Annotated in this window: 15 protein-coding genes; 8 read left to right on the forward strand and 7 right to left on the reverse strand. The window is 64.7% G+C overall.

Features of this window, described 5'->3' with window-relative positions:
- Positions 1-811: 811 nt before the first annotated feature.
- The 4 genes from thrC (at position 812) to HU230_RS37375 (ending at position 5,134) form a co-directional block, all read left to right on the forward strand.
- Positions 812-2,227 carry a threonine synthase gene (thrC, locus tag HU230_RS37360; protein WP_176533915.1) on the forward strand — a complete coding sequence of 472 codons (1,416 nt, stop codon included), beginning with the start codon at positions 812-814 and terminating at the stop codon, positions 2,225-2,227.
- A complete protein-coding gene (locus HU230_RS37365) occupies positions 2,227-3,516 on the forward strand; it encodes a M16 family metallopeptidase (protein WP_176533914.1) in 1,290 nt (429 codons plus the stop codon). The genes thrC and HU230_RS37365 overlap by 1 nt, the downstream gene beginning before the upstream one ends.
- A gap of 216 nt (positions 3,517-3,732) precedes the next feature.
- Complete coding sequence (locus tag HU230_RS37370) at positions 3,733-4,320, forward strand: GNAT family N-acetyltransferase (protein WP_092123083.1); 588 nt, start codon at positions 3,733-3,735, stop codon at positions 4,318-4,320.
- A gap of 166 nt (positions 4,321-4,486) precedes the next feature.
- Complete coding sequence (locus tag HU230_RS37375) at positions 4,487-5,134, forward strand: hypothetical protein (protein ID WP_176533913.1); 648 nt, start codon at positions 4,487-4,489, stop codon at positions 5,132-5,134.
- A gap of 104 nt (positions 5,135-5,238) precedes the next feature.
- On the opposite strand, the gene HU230_RS37380 is transcribed toward HU230_RS37375, so the two are convergent.
- The 5 genes from HU230_RS37380 to HU230_RS37400 form a co-directional block, all read right to left on the reverse strand.
- Positions 5,239-5,724 carry a F0F1 ATP synthase subunit B family protein gene (locus HU230_RS37380; RefSeq protein ID WP_092123087.1) on the reverse strand — a complete coding sequence of 162 codons (486 nt, stop codon included), beginning with the start codon at positions 5,722-5,724 and terminating at the stop codon, positions 5,239-5,241.
- A gap of 3 nt (positions 5,725-5,727) precedes the next feature.
- A complete protein-coding gene (locus tag HU230_RS37385) occupies positions 5,728-6,294 on the reverse strand; it encodes a F0F1 ATP synthase subunit B (protein ID WP_092123089.1) in 567 nt (188 codons plus the stop codon).
- Between the two features lie 91 nt (positions 6,295-6,385).
- On the reverse strand, positions 6,386-6,616 hold the full coding sequence (locus HU230_RS37390) for a F0F1 ATP synthase subunit C (protein ID WP_016847054.1): 231 nt from the start codon (positions 6,614-6,616) through the stop codon (positions 6,386-6,388).
- Positions 6,617-6,671: 55 nt separating this feature from the next.
- On the reverse strand, positions 6,672-7,421 hold the full coding sequence (locus HU230_RS37395; RefSeq protein ID WP_176533912.1) for a F0F1 ATP synthase subunit A: 750 nt from the start codon (positions 7,419-7,421) through the stop codon (positions 6,672-6,674).
- A gap of 72 nt (positions 7,422-7,493) precedes the next feature.
- Positions 7,494-7,865 (reverse strand): AtpZ/AtpI family protein, encoded by a 372-nt coding sequence (locus HU230_RS37400; protein ID WP_092123093.1) that lies wholly within the window; start codon positions 7,863-7,865, stop codon positions 7,494-7,496.
- A gap of 276 nt (positions 7,866-8,141) precedes the next feature.
- Here HU230_RS37400 and HU230_RS37405 point away from each other — a divergent pair, with 276 nt between their 5' ends.
- The 3 genes from HU230_RS37405 (at position 8,142) to HU230_RS37415 (ending at position 9,955) form a co-directional block, all read left to right on the forward strand.
- The gene (locus tag HU230_RS37405; protein ID WP_176533911.1) at positions 8,142-8,783 is read left to right on the forward strand and encodes a 2-hydroxychromene-2-carboxylate isomerase; all 642 of its coding nucleotides are present in this window, start codon (positions 8,142-8,144) and stop codon (positions 8,781-8,783) included.
- Between the two features lie 13 nt (positions 8,784-8,796).
- Complete coding sequence (locus HU230_RS37410) at positions 8,797-9,306, forward strand: hypothetical protein (protein WP_176533910.1); 510 nt, start codon at positions 8,797-8,799, stop codon at positions 9,304-9,306.
- Between the two features lie 172 nt (positions 9,307-9,478).
- Complete coding sequence (locus HU230_RS37415) at positions 9,479-9,955, forward strand: secondary thiamine-phosphate synthase enzyme YjbQ (RefSeq protein ID WP_176533909.1); 477 nt, start codon at positions 9,479-9,481, stop codon at positions 9,953-9,955.
- A 78-nt stretch (positions 9,956-10,033) separates the two neighbouring features.
- Here HU230_RS37415 and HU230_RS37420 read toward each other — a convergent pair whose 3' ends face one another.
- Positions 10,034-11,659, reverse strand: coding sequence for an MFS transporter (locus HU230_RS37420; RefSeq protein ID WP_176535237.1), 1,626 nt, complete (start codon positions 11,657-11,659; stop codon positions 10,034-10,036).
- Between the two features lie 354 nt (positions 11,660-12,013).
- Between HU230_RS37420 and HU230_RS37425 the strand changes: the two genes are divergently transcribed.
- Positions 12,014-12,688: a response regulator gene (locus HU230_RS37425; RefSeq protein ID WP_176533908.1), complete on the forward strand. Its 675-nt coding sequence runs from the start codon at positions 12,014-12,016 to the stop codon at positions 12,686-12,688.
- A gap of 191 nt (positions 12,689-12,879) precedes the next feature.
- Here HU230_RS37425 and HU230_RS37430 read toward each other — a convergent pair whose 3' ends face one another.
- Positions 12,880-16,389 carry a PAS domain-containing hybrid sensor histidine kinase/response regulator gene (locus HU230_RS37430; protein ID WP_176533907.1) on the reverse strand — a complete coding sequence of 1,170 codons (3,510 nt, stop codon included), beginning with the start codon at positions 16,387-16,389 and terminating at the stop codon, positions 12,880-12,882.
- Positions 16,390-16,412: the final 23 nt, after the last annotated feature.

Raw genomic sequence — 16,412 nt, forward strand, 5'->3', positions numbered from 1 at the left:
ACAAGTCCCCGCAGTAAAAATATTTCGCTTTATCCGAAGCGCAACTCAGTGTATAGATTTGCCCGTCTCACCCGATCGAGGGGCGCTTCGCGGTCGTCACGAACGTGGGTCGAGATGCGGTGGACGCCGAGCGTGGTGCTGACGAGAGCGCGCGAAGCGGACGGTGAAGTCGTGCAGGCCTGACGCCCTAGTGGTAGGTGTCCTCTCGCAAGACGCACAGCGTGTTGCGAGAGCGGTGACAAGAAAGCCCAGTCTCGCCGGGGAGAGCACGTATAGCCGTAAGCCATCGCGCAGGGAAAGCCGGGATGCTCCGGTTACACCTGTGGTCCTACCCCCGTGCTTTCTACCTTTTGCACGGGGCCCATAGGTGCGATCGGCACCCGGCTTTCCCTGCGCCCTCTTCAAGGAGAGGGCGGAACGAACAGCAAAGCTCGGACGATTCATGTCGCGAGAATGCGGATGTATGATTCACAAACCGCTACACACACTCACCGTCGTCCCGGCGAAGGCCGGGACCCATAACCACCGAACGCAATTGTTGAACGACCCTGGAATGACGAGTCGCTCTCACAACATCCGCTGCGGCGTATGGGTCCCGGCCTTCGCCGGGACAACGGGAGGAAAGAGGCTCGCAAATTCCTCTCGTCCAACAAGTCCTCGCACTAATCCACGCGCCCCCGAGGCACGTGCTTCGGGCTACCCATTGTTGGCCCGATCTTCTATGGTGACCACTTCGGGTCGCATGCGGCGCACTCGATAATTCCATGATATCAAAGGCTTAAGGCTCGGATCGAAGCCTTTGGAGGGCGGTTTGACGCGGTATATTTCGACCCGGGGTGAGGCCCCGGCGCTTGGCTTCTGCGATGTGATGCTGACCGGGCTTGCCCGCGATGGCGGACTCTACGTGCCCGAGACCTGGCCGCAGCTTTCGCACGAGACCATCGCCGGCTTCTTCGGCCGTCCCTATTGGGAGGTCGCGGTCGAGATCATCCGGCCGTTTGCCGTCGGCGAGATTTCCGACGCCGAGCTCGGCCGCATGGCGAACGAGGCCTATGCCACCTTTCGCCATCCCGCCGTGGTGCCGCTCGACCAGATCGGCCCGAACCAGTTCCTGCTCGAGCTGTTCCACGGGCCGACGCTGGCGTTCAAGGACGTCGCGATGCAGCTGATCTCGCGGCTGATGGATCACGTGCTGGCCAAGCGCGCGCAGCGCACCACCATCGTGGTCGCAACCTCGGGCGATACCGGCGGCGCCGCGGTCGAAGCATTTGCCAATCTCGACAATGTCGATCTCGTGGTGCTGTTTCCGAACGGGCGCATCTCCGAGGTGCAGCGCCGCATGATGACGACGACCGGCGCCGCCAATGTCCATGCGCTGGCGATCGAAGGCACGTTCGACGATTGCCAGGCGCTGGTGAAGGAGATGTTCAACAACCATCGCTTCCGCGACCAGGTGGCGCTCTCGGGCGTCAACTCGATCAACTGGGCGCGCATCGTGGCACAGGTGGTCTATTATTTCACCTCGGCGGTCGCGCTCGGCGCGCCGCAGCGGACGGTGGATTTCACGGTGCCGACCGGCAATTTCGGCGACATCTTCGCGGGCTATGTGGCGAAGCGGATGGGGCTGCCGATCCGCTGGTTGCGGATTGCCGCCAACGTCAACGACATCCTGCCGCGCACGCTGAAGACCGGCAATTACGAGGTGCGCGAGGTGCACGCGACGGCATCGCCGTCGATGGACATCCAGGTGTCCTCGAATTTCGAGCGGCTATTGTTCGAGGCCAGCGGCCGCGACGCCGATCAGGTTCGCCGCCTGATGGCCTCGCTGAAGCAGTCCGGCCGCTTCGTGCTGCCGGATGCGACGCTGGCCGCGGTGCGCCGCGATTTCGACGCCGGCCGCGCCGACGAAACCGAGACGGCGGCCGCGATCCGCGCCGCCTGGCGCGAGGCCGGCGATCTCGTCGATCCGCACACCGCGGTGGCGCTCGCGGTTGCCGACCGCGACACCTCGGACTCCAAGATCCCGAACATCGTGCTGTCGACCGCGCATGCGGCCAAATTCCCCGACGCGGTCGAGGCGGCCTGCGGGGTGCGTCCGCAACTGCCGGCCTGGCTCGGAAGCCTGATGACCAAGTCCGAACAGATGACTGTGATGAAGAATGATTCTGCCGAGGTCGAGCGCTTCGTGCTGTCGGTCAGCCGTGCCGCCAAGCAGGGAGTTGCCTGATGAGCGTTGAAATCACCAAGCTGCCGAGCGGCCTGACCGTCGTCACCGATACCATGCCGCATCTGGAGACCGCGGCGCTTGGGGTCTGGGCCGGCGTCGGCGGGCGCGACGAAAAGCCGAACGAGCACGGCATCTCGCATCTCCTGGAACACATGGCGTTCAAGGGCACCGCGCGGCGCTCCTCGCGCGAGATCGTCGAGGAGATCGAGGCGGTCGGCGGCGACCTCAATGCCGGGACCTCGACCGAGACCACGGCCTATTACGCGCGGGTGATGAAGGCCGACGTGCCGCTGGCGCTCGACGTGCTCTCCGACATCCTCGCCAATCCGTCCTTCGTGCCGGACGAGCTGGAGCGCGAGAAGAGCGTCATCGTGCAGGAGATCGGCGCGGCGCAGGATACGCCCGACGACGTCGTGTTCGAGCATCTCAACGAGCTCTGCTATCCGGACCAGCCGATGGGCCGCTCGCTGCTCGGCACCGCCAAGACGCTGAAGGCCTTCAACCGCGACACGCTGCGCGGCTATCTGTCGACGCATTACCGTGCCCCGGACATGGTGGTCGCCGCCGCCGGCGCTGTCGATCACAAGCGCGTCGTCGAGGACGTCGCCGAGAAATTCGCGAGCTTCGACGCCACGCCGGCGCCGAAGCCGCAGGCTGCGATGTTCGGCAAGGGCGGCTCGCGGGTGGTGCATCGCGATCTCGAGCAGGCGCATCTGACGCTGGCGCTCGAAGGCGTGCCGCAGACCGACCTGTCGCTGTTCTCGCTGCAGGTCTTCACCAACACGCTCGGCGGCGGGATGTCGTCGCGGCTGTTCCAGGAGGTGCGCGAGAAGCGTGGGCTGTGCTACTCGATCTACACTTTCCACGCCCCCTACACCGACACCGGCTTCTTCGGGCTCTACACCGGGACCGATCCCGCCGACGCGCCGGAAATGATGGAAGTCATCGTCGACGTCATCAATGACGCGGTGGAGACCCTGACCGAGGCCGAGGTCGCCCGCGCCAAGGCGCAGATGAAGGCCGGCCTGTTGATGGCGCTGGAAAGCTGTTCATCCCGGGCCGAGCAGCTGGCACGCCATGTGCTAGCCTATGGCCGGCCGCAGACGGTGGAAGAGCTGGTGGCGCGGATCGACGCGGTCTCGGTCGAATCGAGCCGCAACGCCGCCCGCGCGCTGCTGTCGCGCAGCCGGCCCGCCGTCGTTGCACTCGGCAGCGGCAGGGGTCTGGACACGGCGGTGTCTTTTGCGGAAGGATTGACGAAGTCGAAGGCAAAGACGCTGCTGCACTAAGAATTCTGCCTACCTCGCCCGCTTGCGGGGGGAGAGCAGAGGCCGCCTACCGGCGGCCGTTGACGGAGATACGCCGAGGCGGAGCCTCGGCTATAGCCGAAGGCTTCGGGTGAGGGGGCTATCCGCAGGCCGAGTTTGCGGAAACGGCCCCTCACCCCGACCCTCTCCCGCAAGAGCAGGGCGAGGGGGAGCAGCTTGGCGGGGGAGTGTTGGGCCATGGCCCTGTTTCGTTTGCCGTCCGGTGGACCGGCTGCGCTGATGCCGCGGGGGCACGGGCTTTTGCTGCGTGCGCCGCAAATGTCGGATTTCCCGCAATGGGCGCAGTTGCGCGAGTCCAGCCGCGCCTATCTCACGCCATGGGAGCCGATCTGGCCGTCCGACGACCTGACCCGCGCCGGCTTCCGCCGCCGGTTGCGCCGCTACAGCGAGGATATCGCCGCCGACCGCTCCTATCCGTTCATCATCTTCCGCGAATCGGACGGGGTGATGATCGGCGGCATCACGCTCGCCAATGTCCGCCGCGGCATCGTGCAGGCCGGCACGATCGGCTATTGGGTCGGCCTGCCGCACGCCCATCGCGGCTACATGACGACGGCGCTGCGGGTGCTGCTGCCCTCGCTGTTCGGCGAGCTCAACCTGCATCGCATCGAGGCGGCCTGCATTCCCTCCAATGCGTCGTCGATCCGCGTGCTGGAGAAGTGCGGCTTCACCCGCGAGGGCCTGGCGCGGCGCTATCTCTGCATCAACGGGATCTGGCAGGATCACCTGCTGTTCGGCCTGCTGCACGAGGATTTCCGCGGTTGAATCTTAAGCCTGTTGGCTGATGGCGGGCCCTATCCGAGCCATTTCAGGATGCTTTCAACATGCCTTTGCAACATGCCGTTTCAACATGCCTTGGGTTCGCCGCCATTGGCTTGCTATAACGCCCGCGAAACGGGGAACTCTGGTTTGGAGGCTTTGGGGATATCGCATGGGTGACAGGGTGATCAGGTTCGCGCTCGCCGCGGCGGTATCGATCGGTCTCGGTGCCACCCTGCTGCCGGAGGTCAGCTCGGCGCAGTCGCTGAGCGACCGCTTCAAGAGCCTGTTCGGCGGCGGTTCGTCCGATTCGAAGCCGGCGACGCCGGCGGCGCCGCAGCCGCTCAACGACGCCGACGCCGAGCTGACCTGCCCGCCGGTGCAGATCCGCTCCGGGGCCTCGACCTATTCGGTGGCCGTGGACGGCAAGGAGGCGGTCGGCAACGACGTCAAGTTCCTGGCCTCGATCACGCGCACGGCGCGGCAATGCAATCTAAACAGCGGCCAGATCACGGCCAAGATCGGTATCCAGGGACGGGTCATCGTCGGCCCCTCGGGCGCGCCGCCGACCATCCAGGTGCCGCTGCGCGTCGCCGTGGTGAAGGGCGGCGTCGGCGAGAGGACCATTGCGACCAAGGCCTACACCACCACGGTGCAGATGGACGACAGCGGCAGCGTCCCGTTCAGCCTGGTCGCCGAGGATGTCGTCTATCCGGCGCCGTCGCCCGCGGACAATGACGATTACATCTTCTATATCGGCTTCGATCCGCAGGCGCTGAAGCCGGAGCCCAAGCCCCGCGCGCCGCACAAGAAGAAGTAGCGGCCGCCGCGACGGGGCCGGTGGAATAAGAAGCAGCAGGAACAAAGAAAAAGGCCGGCGCGATGATCTCGCGCCGGCCTTTTCCGGAAGGAAGTGTGATCGCGTCAGTTCAGCTTGGAGCGGACTTCGGCGATGCCCTTGCCGACGAGGTCGTCGGCAACCGAGCCCTTGACCGACTGCGACAGGATGGTCGAGGCGGCGGTCACGGCGGCGTTGGCCGCGGCGGCGCGCACATCGGCCACGGCCTGCGCCTCGGCCTGGGCGATCTTGCCCTCTGCGGTCTTGGTCCGCCGGGCGACAAAATCTTCCATCTTGGCCTTGGCTTCAGCCGCGATCCGTTCGGCTTCGGCCTTGGCGTTGGAGATGATGTCGGCGGCTTCGCGCTCCGCGCTGGCGCGGCGTGCCTTGTATTCGCCGAGCAGCTTGTTGGCCTCGTCCTTCAGACGGCGGGCGTCGTCGAGCTCGGCCTTGATGCGCTCGGCACGATGATCGAGCGCCGTCAGCAGGGTGCGATGGACGCCGAGATAGCCGAACACGACCAGCAGAATGACGAAGGCGATCGCAACCCAGGTTTCCGGTTCGTAAAACATCGTCTATCCCTTCAGCGACGCGTCGACGGCGCTGTTGACCGCATTCGCGTCCGGCGTGACGCCGGCGAGTTGCTGGACGATGGCGCCGGCCGCATCCGCCGCGATGCCGCGGACGTTGCTCATGGCGTTGGTCCGGGTCGTTGCGATCTGCTTCTCGGCGTCGGCGAGCTTTGCCGCCAGCTTCTCTTCCAGCGCCTTGCGCTCGACTTCCGAGGCCGCGTTCAGCTTCTCGCGGGTCTCGTTGCCGATCGCCTGTGCGTTGGAGCGCGCATTCGCCAGCTCGGTTTCATAGGCCTTCAGCGCCGCGTCGGACTCGTCCTTCAGCTTCTGCGCCTCGGCCAGATCGCCCTCGATCTTGTTCTGGCGTGCATCGATCGTCCCGCCGACGCGCGGCAGGGCGATACGCGACACGATCAGGTAGAGCGCGACAAATGCAATCGCCAGCGACACCAGCTGCGAGGCGTAATTGGAGGAATCGAACGGCGGAAAGGTTCCGCCGTGATGTCCGCCATCGGCCTCGGTGTGGGCGCCGGCATTCTGGCCTTTTGCCTCGCCATGACTCTCAGCCACGGTGTTCTCCTGTTGCTGTCATGCGCGCCGCCCTTGAGATGACCTTTGGGCGGCGCGACGGGTTGCCGCTAAAGCGGAACCGGGGTGCCGCTCAGAGCGGAACGAACAGCAGAAGCAGCGCGATCAGCAGCGAGAAGATGCCGAGCGCTTCGGTCACGGCGAAGCCGAAGATCAGGTTGCCGAACTGGCCCTGAGCGGCCGAGGGGTTACGCACCGCAGCGGCGAGGTAGTTGCCGAAGATGATGCCCACGCCGACGCCCGCACCGCCCATGCCGATGCACGCGATGCCCGCGCCGATAAGTTTTGCTGCTGCCGGTTCCATTTGTAGCTCCTTGAGAAAGATAGACAGATTGGTGGGTGGAGATTCCCCGGACCGCTTAGTGTCCCGGATGAATGGCGTCGTTGAGGTAGATGCAGGTCAGGATCGCGAACACGTAGGCCTGCAGGAACGCGACCAGCAGTTCGAGCGCATACAGCGCGACCGTGAGCGCCAGCGGCAGCACGCCGCCGAACCAGCCGAGCGCGCCCAGCGAGAAGCCGAGCATCGCGACGAAGCCCGCGAACACCTTGAGCGCGATGTGGCCGGCCAGCATGTTGGCGAACAGACGCACGCTGTGCGAGACCGGCCGCAGGAAGAACGACAGGACCTCGATGAACATGACCAGCGGCAGGATGTACAGCGGAACGCCGGAGGGAACGAAGATCTTGAAGAATTTCAGACCGTTCTTGTAGAGGCCGTAGAACAGGACGGTGAAGAACACCAGGAGCGCAAGGGCCGCGGTGACGATCAGGTGGCTCGAGATCGTGAAGGTGTAGGGGATGATGCCCACGAGGTTCGAGACGCAGATGAACATGAAGAGCGAGAAGATCAGCGGGAAGAACTTCATGCCTTCCGCACCGGCGTTGCCGCGAACCGTGCTGGCGACGAACTCGTAGGAGATCTCGGCGACCGACTGCAGACGTCCCGGAACCAGGTCCCGGCCGCTCGCCAGCATCAGCAGTGCAATCAGCAGCACCGCGATGAACATGTAGAGCGACGAATTGGTGAAGGCGATCGTGTGATTGCCGATGTGGCCGAGCGTGAAGAGGGGCTCGATATTGAACTGGTGGATCGGGTCGATTTTCATCCGCGCGGCTCTTGGTCCACCGGCCATCGTGCCGGTAATCGAATTTCAAATGTCGTGACTTCCCGCCAGCGCTCAGCGCTTGCCCGAGGCCACGCCCGCGGACCTCACCACGTTGAACACGCCGGCGACGAAGCCGAGCAGTGTTAACACGATGAAGCCGAATGGCGACGTCGACAGCAAACGGTCGAATCCCCAGCCAATCGCCGCTCCGACGGCAACGCCCGCGATCAGCTCCGAGGAAAGACGAAAACCGAGCGCCATCGCCGAAGCTCTGGCGGCACTGTCCCCGCTTTCAGTACCGGATTGATCAGTCTTGCTCCTGCGGCTGTCGCGAATTTCTGACAACCGATGATCGAGACTTCCGAGCCTTGCGGAAAGCGCAGCTTCGTCAGGAGGCGATTGATCGCGACTTCCACCTGCGCCGTCGTTGGTGTTCTCAGCCATGCTGCAAACACTAACCGAAGCCGCGGATGATGGAAATTGCGCCCGTCCCCGTCAAAAGCCGCGCGGACCATACTTACCGCGTCTAATCAAGTCAAGATTGCGTCGTAACCAGTTATTGCTTTGATTCTGCTGGATTTATTTGGAGATATTCACGGTCAGAGTGACGCAGTGTTCGCAGTGCAACAGCTTGTATGCTTTGAAGCGATGTTGCCTGGCATTTCCGGCTCTGCTGGGATCGCCGAAAGTCCTTATCCTCTCATGCAGTCAAGGTTCCGCATGTCACGCCAGATCGATTACTACTTCTCGCTGCAATCGCCCTGGGCCTATATCGGTCACAAGCCCTTCGTGCGACTCGTAAGCACTTACGATCTCAAGGTTAATTACCGGCCTGTGCTGCTGGTCGATTTGTTCTCGGAGACCGGCGGGCTGCCGCTCGCCCAGCGCCATCCGGTGCGGCAGCGCTACCGGATGATCGAGTTGCAACGCTGGCGCGACAAGCGCGGGCTGAATTTTCACCTGCAGCCGGCCAATTGGCCGTTCAATGGGCGGCTTGCCGATGGCGTCGTGATTGCGCTGCTCGAGGCCGGCCTCGACCCCGAGCCATTCTTGCAACGCGCCTATCCCGCGGTGTGGGAGCTTGAGCTCAATCTTGCCGATGCTGCGACGCTGGTGAAGCTCGCCGACGATGCAGGCTTGCCCGGCCGGCAGCTGGTGGAGCGCTCGGGCTCCGATGCGATCAGCGCGGCCTATGAGCAGAATCGCCAGAATGCATTGGACGCCGGCGTGTTCGGCTCGCCCGGCTATGTGCTCGATGGCGAGGTGTTCTGGGGGCAGGACCGGATCGAATTGCTCGAGGACGCGTTGAAGTCTGGCCGCAAGCCCTATAGCTCTGTGGTTGAGGGGCAGGAATCAGGTTGAGGCGGAGCAAGCCATGCCCATCGCGATGTCGTCCTCGAAATTGTCCATCGCAATCGTTGCCATCCTGATCTCAAGCGGCGCCGCGCTCGCGCAAACCGCGCCCGATACCGAGAACGGCCGCTATGCGTTGTCACCGGCCGGCGATGGCTTCCTGCGGCTCGACACCCGCACCGGCGCGGTGTCGACCTGCACCAATTCCAGCGCCGGCTGGGCCTGTTACATGGTGCCCGACGAGCGGGCGGCGCTGGATGCCGAGATCGGCCGCCTGCAGGCCGACAATGACAAGCTGAAAGGCGAGCTCGCCGCGCGCGCACCATCGGCCAAGACCGACGAGGCGTTGCCGAAATCGGATTCGTTGAAGAAGGCTGAGCCGAAGGTCGCCGAGGGCGAGCGCAAGATCGAGATTCCGCTGCCGAGCGACCGCGACATGGATCGCATGATGTCGTTCGTCGAGCGGGCCTGGCGGCGGCTGATCGAGATGGCCAACCGCGTGCAGCGCGACGTCAATGGCGGCAAGATTTGATGTTGTTTGCACAAAGTCGTCCCGGCGAAGGCCGGGACTCATACGCTGCGGCCTTTCGACTTCGACGGCTCGGAGTCGATGTCTCGCGTAACCAATGAACATCGGTGGTTATGGCTCCGGCCCCCGTGCGCAATTGCGCACTAGGCCGGAACGACGTGTCGAGAAAGTACAGATGAATTCAGCGAGAACAATGTCGCGCTCGGCGCCATCCTCGGTCGCAGCGACCAACATCGCCTCGTCGCGCCTGACGGTCGAAACGTCCGGCGCCGGCTTCACGGACATCACGCGCGAGGTCGCAAATTTCCTGCGCGAGGTGCGCGCCGGCGAGGGTGCGGTGACGCTGTTCATCCGTCACACCTCGGCCTCGCTGACGATCCAGGAGAATGCCGATCCCACGGTGCTGGTCGATCTGATGACGGCGCTCGATCGCGCCGCGCCCGAAGACGGCGGCTGGCGTCACGACGCTGAAGGCCCCGATGACATGCCGGCGCACATCAAGACCATGCTGACGGCGACCTCGCTGCAGGTCCCGGTGCTCGATGGCGAGATGGCGCTCGGCACCTGGCAGGGTATCTATCTGATCGAGCATCGTGCCCACCCGCACCGGCGTGAGATCGTGCTGCAATTCATCGGTGCTGCCAGAGCCTGATGGCGAATTACACACGAAAAACGAAACCGGCCGCGGATCGCTCCGCGGCCGGCTCGTCGAAAGGTCTGGGTCAGCCGGTCAGGTCTTGCTGATGTCGACGTCCTTGGTTTCCGGCAGGAAGATCGCACCGACCACCGCGGTGATCGCTGCGAAAATGATCGGGTACCAGAGGCCGGCGTAGATATCGCCGGTCGAAGCCACGATCGCGAACGCGGTCGCCGGTAGCAACCCGCCGAACCAGCCGTTACCGATGTGATAGGGCAGCGACATCGAGGTGTAGCGGATCTTGGTCGGGAACAGCTCGACCAGCATCGCGGCGATCGGACCGTAGACCATGGTGACGAAGATCACCAGGATGAACAGCAAGCCGATCACGGCCGCGATCTGCGGACGGAAGATGTCGAACGGGTGCGCCATCTTGACGATCCCGGGGTCGCCGGCCTTGGGATAGCCGGCTGCCGCGATGGCGGTGGTGATCGCCGCGTTGCCGTCCTTGGCGTTGGGGTAGGAGACGTCCTTGCCGTTGACCACGACCTTCACGCCGGAGCCGGCCGCGCCATTGGTCGTCGAGTATTTGACCGACGATTGGGCGAGGAAGGCGCGGGCAGTGTCGCAGGGCGCGGTGAACACGCGGGTGCCGACCGGGTTGAACAGGTCGCCGCAGCCTGCGGGATCGGCAACCACCTCGACCTTGGTCGTTTCGATCGCCTTCTCCAGCGCGGGGTTGGCGTTGGAGGAGATCATCTTGAAGATCGGAATGAAGGTCAGCGCCGCGATCGCGCAGCCCGCCAGGATAATCGGCTTGCGTCCGATCCGGTCGGAGAGCGCACCGAATACGATGAAGAAGCCGGTGCCGAACAGCAATGACCAGGCAATCAGGAGGTTCGCGGTGTAGCCGTCGACCTTGAGGATCGATTGCAGGAAGAACAGCGCATAGAACTGGCCGGTGTACCACACCACGCCCTGACCCATGGTGCCACCGAGCAGCGCCAGGATCACGATCTTGGCATTCCCCCAGTTGGCGAAGGCCTCCGTCAGCGGCGCCTTCGAGCTCTTGCCCTCGTCCTTCATGCGCTGGAACACCGGCGATTCGTTCAGCCGCAGCCGGATCCAGACGGAGATGCCGAGCAGCAGCACCGACACCAGGAACGGAATACGCCAGCCCCAGTCCGCGAAGTCCTTTTCGCCGGTGAGGCTACGCGTGAACAGGATCACCAGCAGGGACAGGAACAGTCCGAGCGTTGCGGTGGTCTGGATGAAGGAGGTGTAATAGCCGCGCTTGCCGTTTGGCGCGTGCTCGGCGACGTAGGTCGCCGCCCCGCCATACTCGCCGCCGAGCGCGAGGCCCTGCAGGAGGCGCAATGAGATCAGGATGATCGGCGCCACGATGCCGATGGTCTTGGCGCTGGGCAGCAGGCCGACGATGAAGGTCGACAGGCCCATGATCAGGATGGTGACGAGGAAGGTGTATTTGCGGCCGACGATGTCGCCGACCCGGCCGAACACGATCGCGCCGAACGGGCGAACCAGAAAGCCCGCGGCGAAGGCCAGCAGCGCGAAGATGTCGCGGGTCGCCGGTGGATAGTCGGAGAAGAACTGCGCGCCGATGATGCTGGCCAGTGACCCGTAGAGATAGAAGTCGTACCACTCGAACACGGTGCCGAGCGACGACGCCAGGATGACGAAACGCTCATCCTTCGTCATGCCGGCGGGCCGCGCCGAAGTTGCAGTCATAGTGGACATCTGGATTGCTCCCCCCGAATTATTGCTGCCATGCTCGCCCCCGGCTGGCGGGTTGGACCCGAATGGGCCTTAGGCTTAAATTGAGGGTAACATCGCAGTGAAATCCGTCCCAATAAGACTTTTGGCTTTTGCACGCTTGAACTTATCTTTGAAGGCGTAAGTTGGATGGAACGTCCCCGCGCGCGTCTGTTGCGGCGCACAAGCTCGGCGGGTTAACTGCGTTGGCATCTGGTATTATCAAGGGCTTGCGTGATACTGCCACGCGGGCGACAACCGAACGGCGCGGGCTTGCCAAAGCCCGCTTGTGGGACTGAGATGACTGCTGCTGCCAATACTCATCTTGTCATCGCCGACGACCATCCGCTGTTCCGCGATGCGTTACGCCAGGCGGTGGCGAGCGTCGTGAGTTCGGCCACGATCAGCGAGGCCGGATCGTTCGAGGACCTGACCGCGCTGTTGGAACGAGACTCCGAGGTCGACCTCATCCTGCTCGATTTGAGCATGCCGGGGATCAGCGGCTTTTCCGGCCTGATCTATCTGCGGGCGCAGTATCCGGCGATTCCAGTGGTCATCGTCTCCGCCAGTGACGATGCCGGAACCATCCGCCGCTCGCTCGATTTCGGTGCCTCCGGTTTCATCCCCAAGCGCTTCGGCGTCGAGACGCTGCGTGACGCCATCATGAAGGTGATGGAGGGCGACGTCTGGGTTCCGCCGGACACCGATCTGTCGGCGGCCGGCGATCCCGACATGACGCGGCTGCGCGACCGTCTGGTGACGCTGACCCCGCAGCAGGTGCGGGTGCTGATGATGCTGTCCGAAGGGCTGCTCAACAAGCAGATCGCCTACGAGCTCGGCGTCTCCGAAGCGACCATCAAGGCCCATGTCTCGGCCATCCTGCAGAAGCTCGGCGTCGAAAGCCGGACGCAGGCCGTGATCGCCGCCGCCAAGATCGCGGGCGGCCAGTGGCGCCAGGGCACGCCGTCGACGTAAGGCCGTTACCCGGCCCTTGTCCCGTCATCCTGAGGCGCGAGCCTTGCGGCGCAATTGCGCCGCTGGGCGAGCCTCGAAGGATGAATCGGCCACAGGCGGGCCGTGCATCCTTGGAGACGCGCGTTCCGCGCTCCTCAGGATGACGGGAAAATCGGGTGGCCGCGCTTCACACGCGGTGGACCGAGCGAGCCCTACTCCGCCGCCACCATCTGCTGGGTGCGCCATTGTCCGAGCAAGGCGCGCAGCGAGGCCGGTTTGACCGGCTTGTTCAGCACCGCGATGTTTTCCTCGCGCGCGGCCAAGCGCACCGCGGGGCTGCGGTCGGCGGTGATCAGGATCGCCGGAATGCCGTCGCCGAAGCGGCGGCGGATATCGCGGATCGCTGCGACGCCGTTGCCGCGATCGAGGTGATAGTCGACCAGCACACCGGTGACGCGGCCGCCGGCGGCCTCGATCGCGCTGATCGCGCCGTCGGCATCGAGCACCGCGATCACCTCGGCGTCCCACGCCGTCAGCAGCGTCTTCATGCCGTCGAGAATGGCGGGATCGTTCTCGATGCAGACGATCAGGGAGCCGCTCATCGGCGTCTTCGACAGCGGCGTGGCGGTGGTGACGGCCGCGGTATGGTTGACGGCGGTCGCGACCGGCACGGTGACCGAGAACGCCGAGCCGCCGCTCACATTGGCCGAAATCGCGATGCGGTGGTTGAGCACGCGCGCCAGCCGCTCGACGATCGACAGGCCGAGACCGAGGCCGCGGGCGATCCGGGCGCCCTGTTCGAGGCGGTGGAACTCCTTGAAGATCTCGCCGCGCTTCTGCACGGGAATGCCGACGCCGGTGTCGAAGATGCTGATCTGGAGCGCGTTGCCGCGGCGGCGGCAGCCGATCAGCACGCGGCCGCGCGGGGTATATTTGATCGCGTTGGAGATGAAGTTCTGCAACAGCCGGCGCAGCAGCGAGCGGTCGGATTCGACCGGCAGCGAGCAGGCCACGAAGCGCAGATCGAGGCCCTTGTCGCGGGCGATCGGCATGAACTCGATCTCCAGCGAGCGCATCAAATCGGCCATCCGGAAGCTCGTGATCGCCGGCGTCATGGCGCCGGCATCGAGCCTCGAGATGTCGAGCAGCGCGCCCAGGATGTCCTCGATCGCCTCGAGCGAGTCGTCGATGTTCTCGACCAGGCGCGAATCCTCGCCGCCGTTCTGGCGTTCGACCAGGCTCGTGACATAGAGACGCGCCGCATTGAGCGGTTGCAGGATGTCGTGGCTGGCCGCCGCGAGGAAGCGCGTCTTGGAGGCGTTGGCGTCCTCCGCGATGCCCTTGGCGAGCGCGAGCTCCGAGTTCAGCCGCGTCAGCTCCTCGGTGCGGTCGCGCACCCGCTTTTCCAGCGTCGCATTGGCGCGCTCCAGCGCCTCCGCGGCCTCGAAGCTCGGCGTGACGTCGGAGAAGGTGATGACGAGGCCGCCACCCGGCATGCGGTTGGCGCGCACCTCGATCACCAGATGGCGGTCGGTGAAGCGTTCCAGATAGGGCTCGCCCTCGGTGGTGTAGGCGCGCAGCCGCAGTTGCAGCAGGTTGTCGCTGTCACCGGCCGGCGGCGGACTGATCGCGCCCATGAATTCGAGGATCTCGGGCAAGGGTATGCCGAGCTGCACCAGATGCGGCGGCAGCGCGAGCAATTCGGAGAACTGGCGGTTGGAGCAAATCAGCTGCAAATCGGCGTCGAACACCGCGATGCCCTGGCGCACGTGATTGAGCGCGGTCTGCAGGATCTCGCGGTTGAAATGCAGCGCGGCGTGCGAGTCGTCGAGCAGCTTCAGCGCGGCCTTGGCGGACACCGTCCGCCGCTGCAGCAGCAGCGACATCACGAGGCGCGAGGACGCCGCCCCGATCGAGGACGCGATCAGGCGCTCGGCGTGCTGCAGCAGCTCGAAATCGGCCGGTGCCGAGGCCAGCAGCACGATGTTGCGGTCGACGGCGAACGAGGCGAACGCCTCGCGGGTGCGGTCGGGGCCGAGATATTGCGTCACCGTGCTCTCGATGTCCTGCACCGTCACCGTGGTGCGCCAGCGCCGGAAGCTCGGCGCGATCGGGGCCAGCGCGTTGGGCACGAACACGTCGGCCTGCAACAGCTCGATCGCGGACGGCGCGCGCGCCAGCGAGAACACGACGTAAGTGAGGATGTTGAGCGCAAGGCTCCACAGCACGCCGTGCAGCAGCGGCGGCAAATCGGCGCCGAACAGCGCCTGCGGCCGCAGCGCCTCGATCCCGAACGGCCCATGCTGCAGCAGCATCAGGCCGGTGGTCGAGTTTTCCAGGAAGCTCGGGATGAACAGCGTGTAGAGCCACATCGCGAAGCCGACCAGCATGCCCGCCATGGCGCCGCGTGCGGTGGCGCGGCGCCAGAACAGGCCGCCGAAAAACGCCGGCGCGAGCTGGGTGATCGCGGCAAAGGACAGCAGGCCGATCGCGACCAGCTGGGTGTTGCCGAGCGCGCGGTAGTAGAAATACGCCATCACCATAATGGCGAAGATCGAGAAGCGGCGCGCCTTCAGGAGGAAATCGCCAAAGTCCTTCTGACCGGCGCGGGCGTCGTCGCTGCGCGGCAGTACCAGCGGCAGCACGATGTCGTTGGAGACCATGATCGACAGCGCGACGCATTCGACGATCACCATCGCGGTCCCCGCCGACAGCCCGCCGACGAAGACCGCGAGGCTCAGCAGCTGCGAATTGCCCTCGATCGGCAGCGCCAGCACGAACATGTCGGCATCGACCGCGCCGAACGGGAAGATGACGAGGCCCGCGATCGCGATCGGAATCACGAAGATATTGATGGCGACGAGGTAGAGCGGGAACAGCCAGCGTGCCCGGCTGACTTCGGCGCCAGTCGAATTCTCGACCACGCTGACATGGAACTGGCGCGGCAGCAGCATGATCGCGCAGAACGACAGCAGCGTCATGATCAGGAAGTTGCCGATCGAGGGCACATATTCGATCGCGCGCACCGCTTCCGGCGTCTTCAGGGCGCGCTCGTAGAGCTCGACCGGGGAGAACATCCAGAAGGTGACGAAGGCGCCGGCGGCGATGAAGGCGACCAGCTTGACGATGGATTCGGCGGCGATCGCCAGGATCAGGCCGTGCTGGTGCTCGGTCGCGTCGGTGTGGCGGGTGCCGAACAGCACCGCGAACACCGCCATCGCCAGCGTCACCATCAGCGCGATATCGCCGATGATCGGGATTTTCGAGAACGCCTGATCCTCGCTCAGGATGGTTTCCAGCGATGAGGCCATCGCCTTGAGCTGCAGCGCGATGTAGGGCACCGAGCCGATGATCGCGATCAGCGCCACGGTGGCTGCTACCGCCTGGCTCTTGCCGTAGCGCGCGGCGATGAAGTCGGCGATCGAGGTGATGTTCTGCGACTTCGCGAGCGCGATGACGCGACGGAGCAGCGGGGTGCACAGCCCGATCATCACGATCGGGCCGACATAGATCGCCAGGAAGTCGACGCTGGTGCGGGTGGCGAAGCCGACCGAGCCGAAGAAGGTCCAGGAGGTGCAGTAGATAGCCAGCGACAGCGGATAGATCCACTGGCTGGCACGGCCGCGCCCACCCGCCGACCTGCGGTCGCCGCGGCTGGCAATGAAGAACAACAATCCGATGTAGGCGAACGCCGTGGCGATGACGCCCCAGTCGTGCAGCATCGCTGCTCACCTCCTGTCCCGGC

The sequence above is a fragment of the Bradyrhizobium quebecense genome (assembly GCF_013373795.3).
Lineage (GTDB): Bacteria > Pseudomonadota > Alphaproteobacteria > Rhizobiales > Xanthobacteraceae > Bradyrhizobium > Bradyrhizobium quebecense.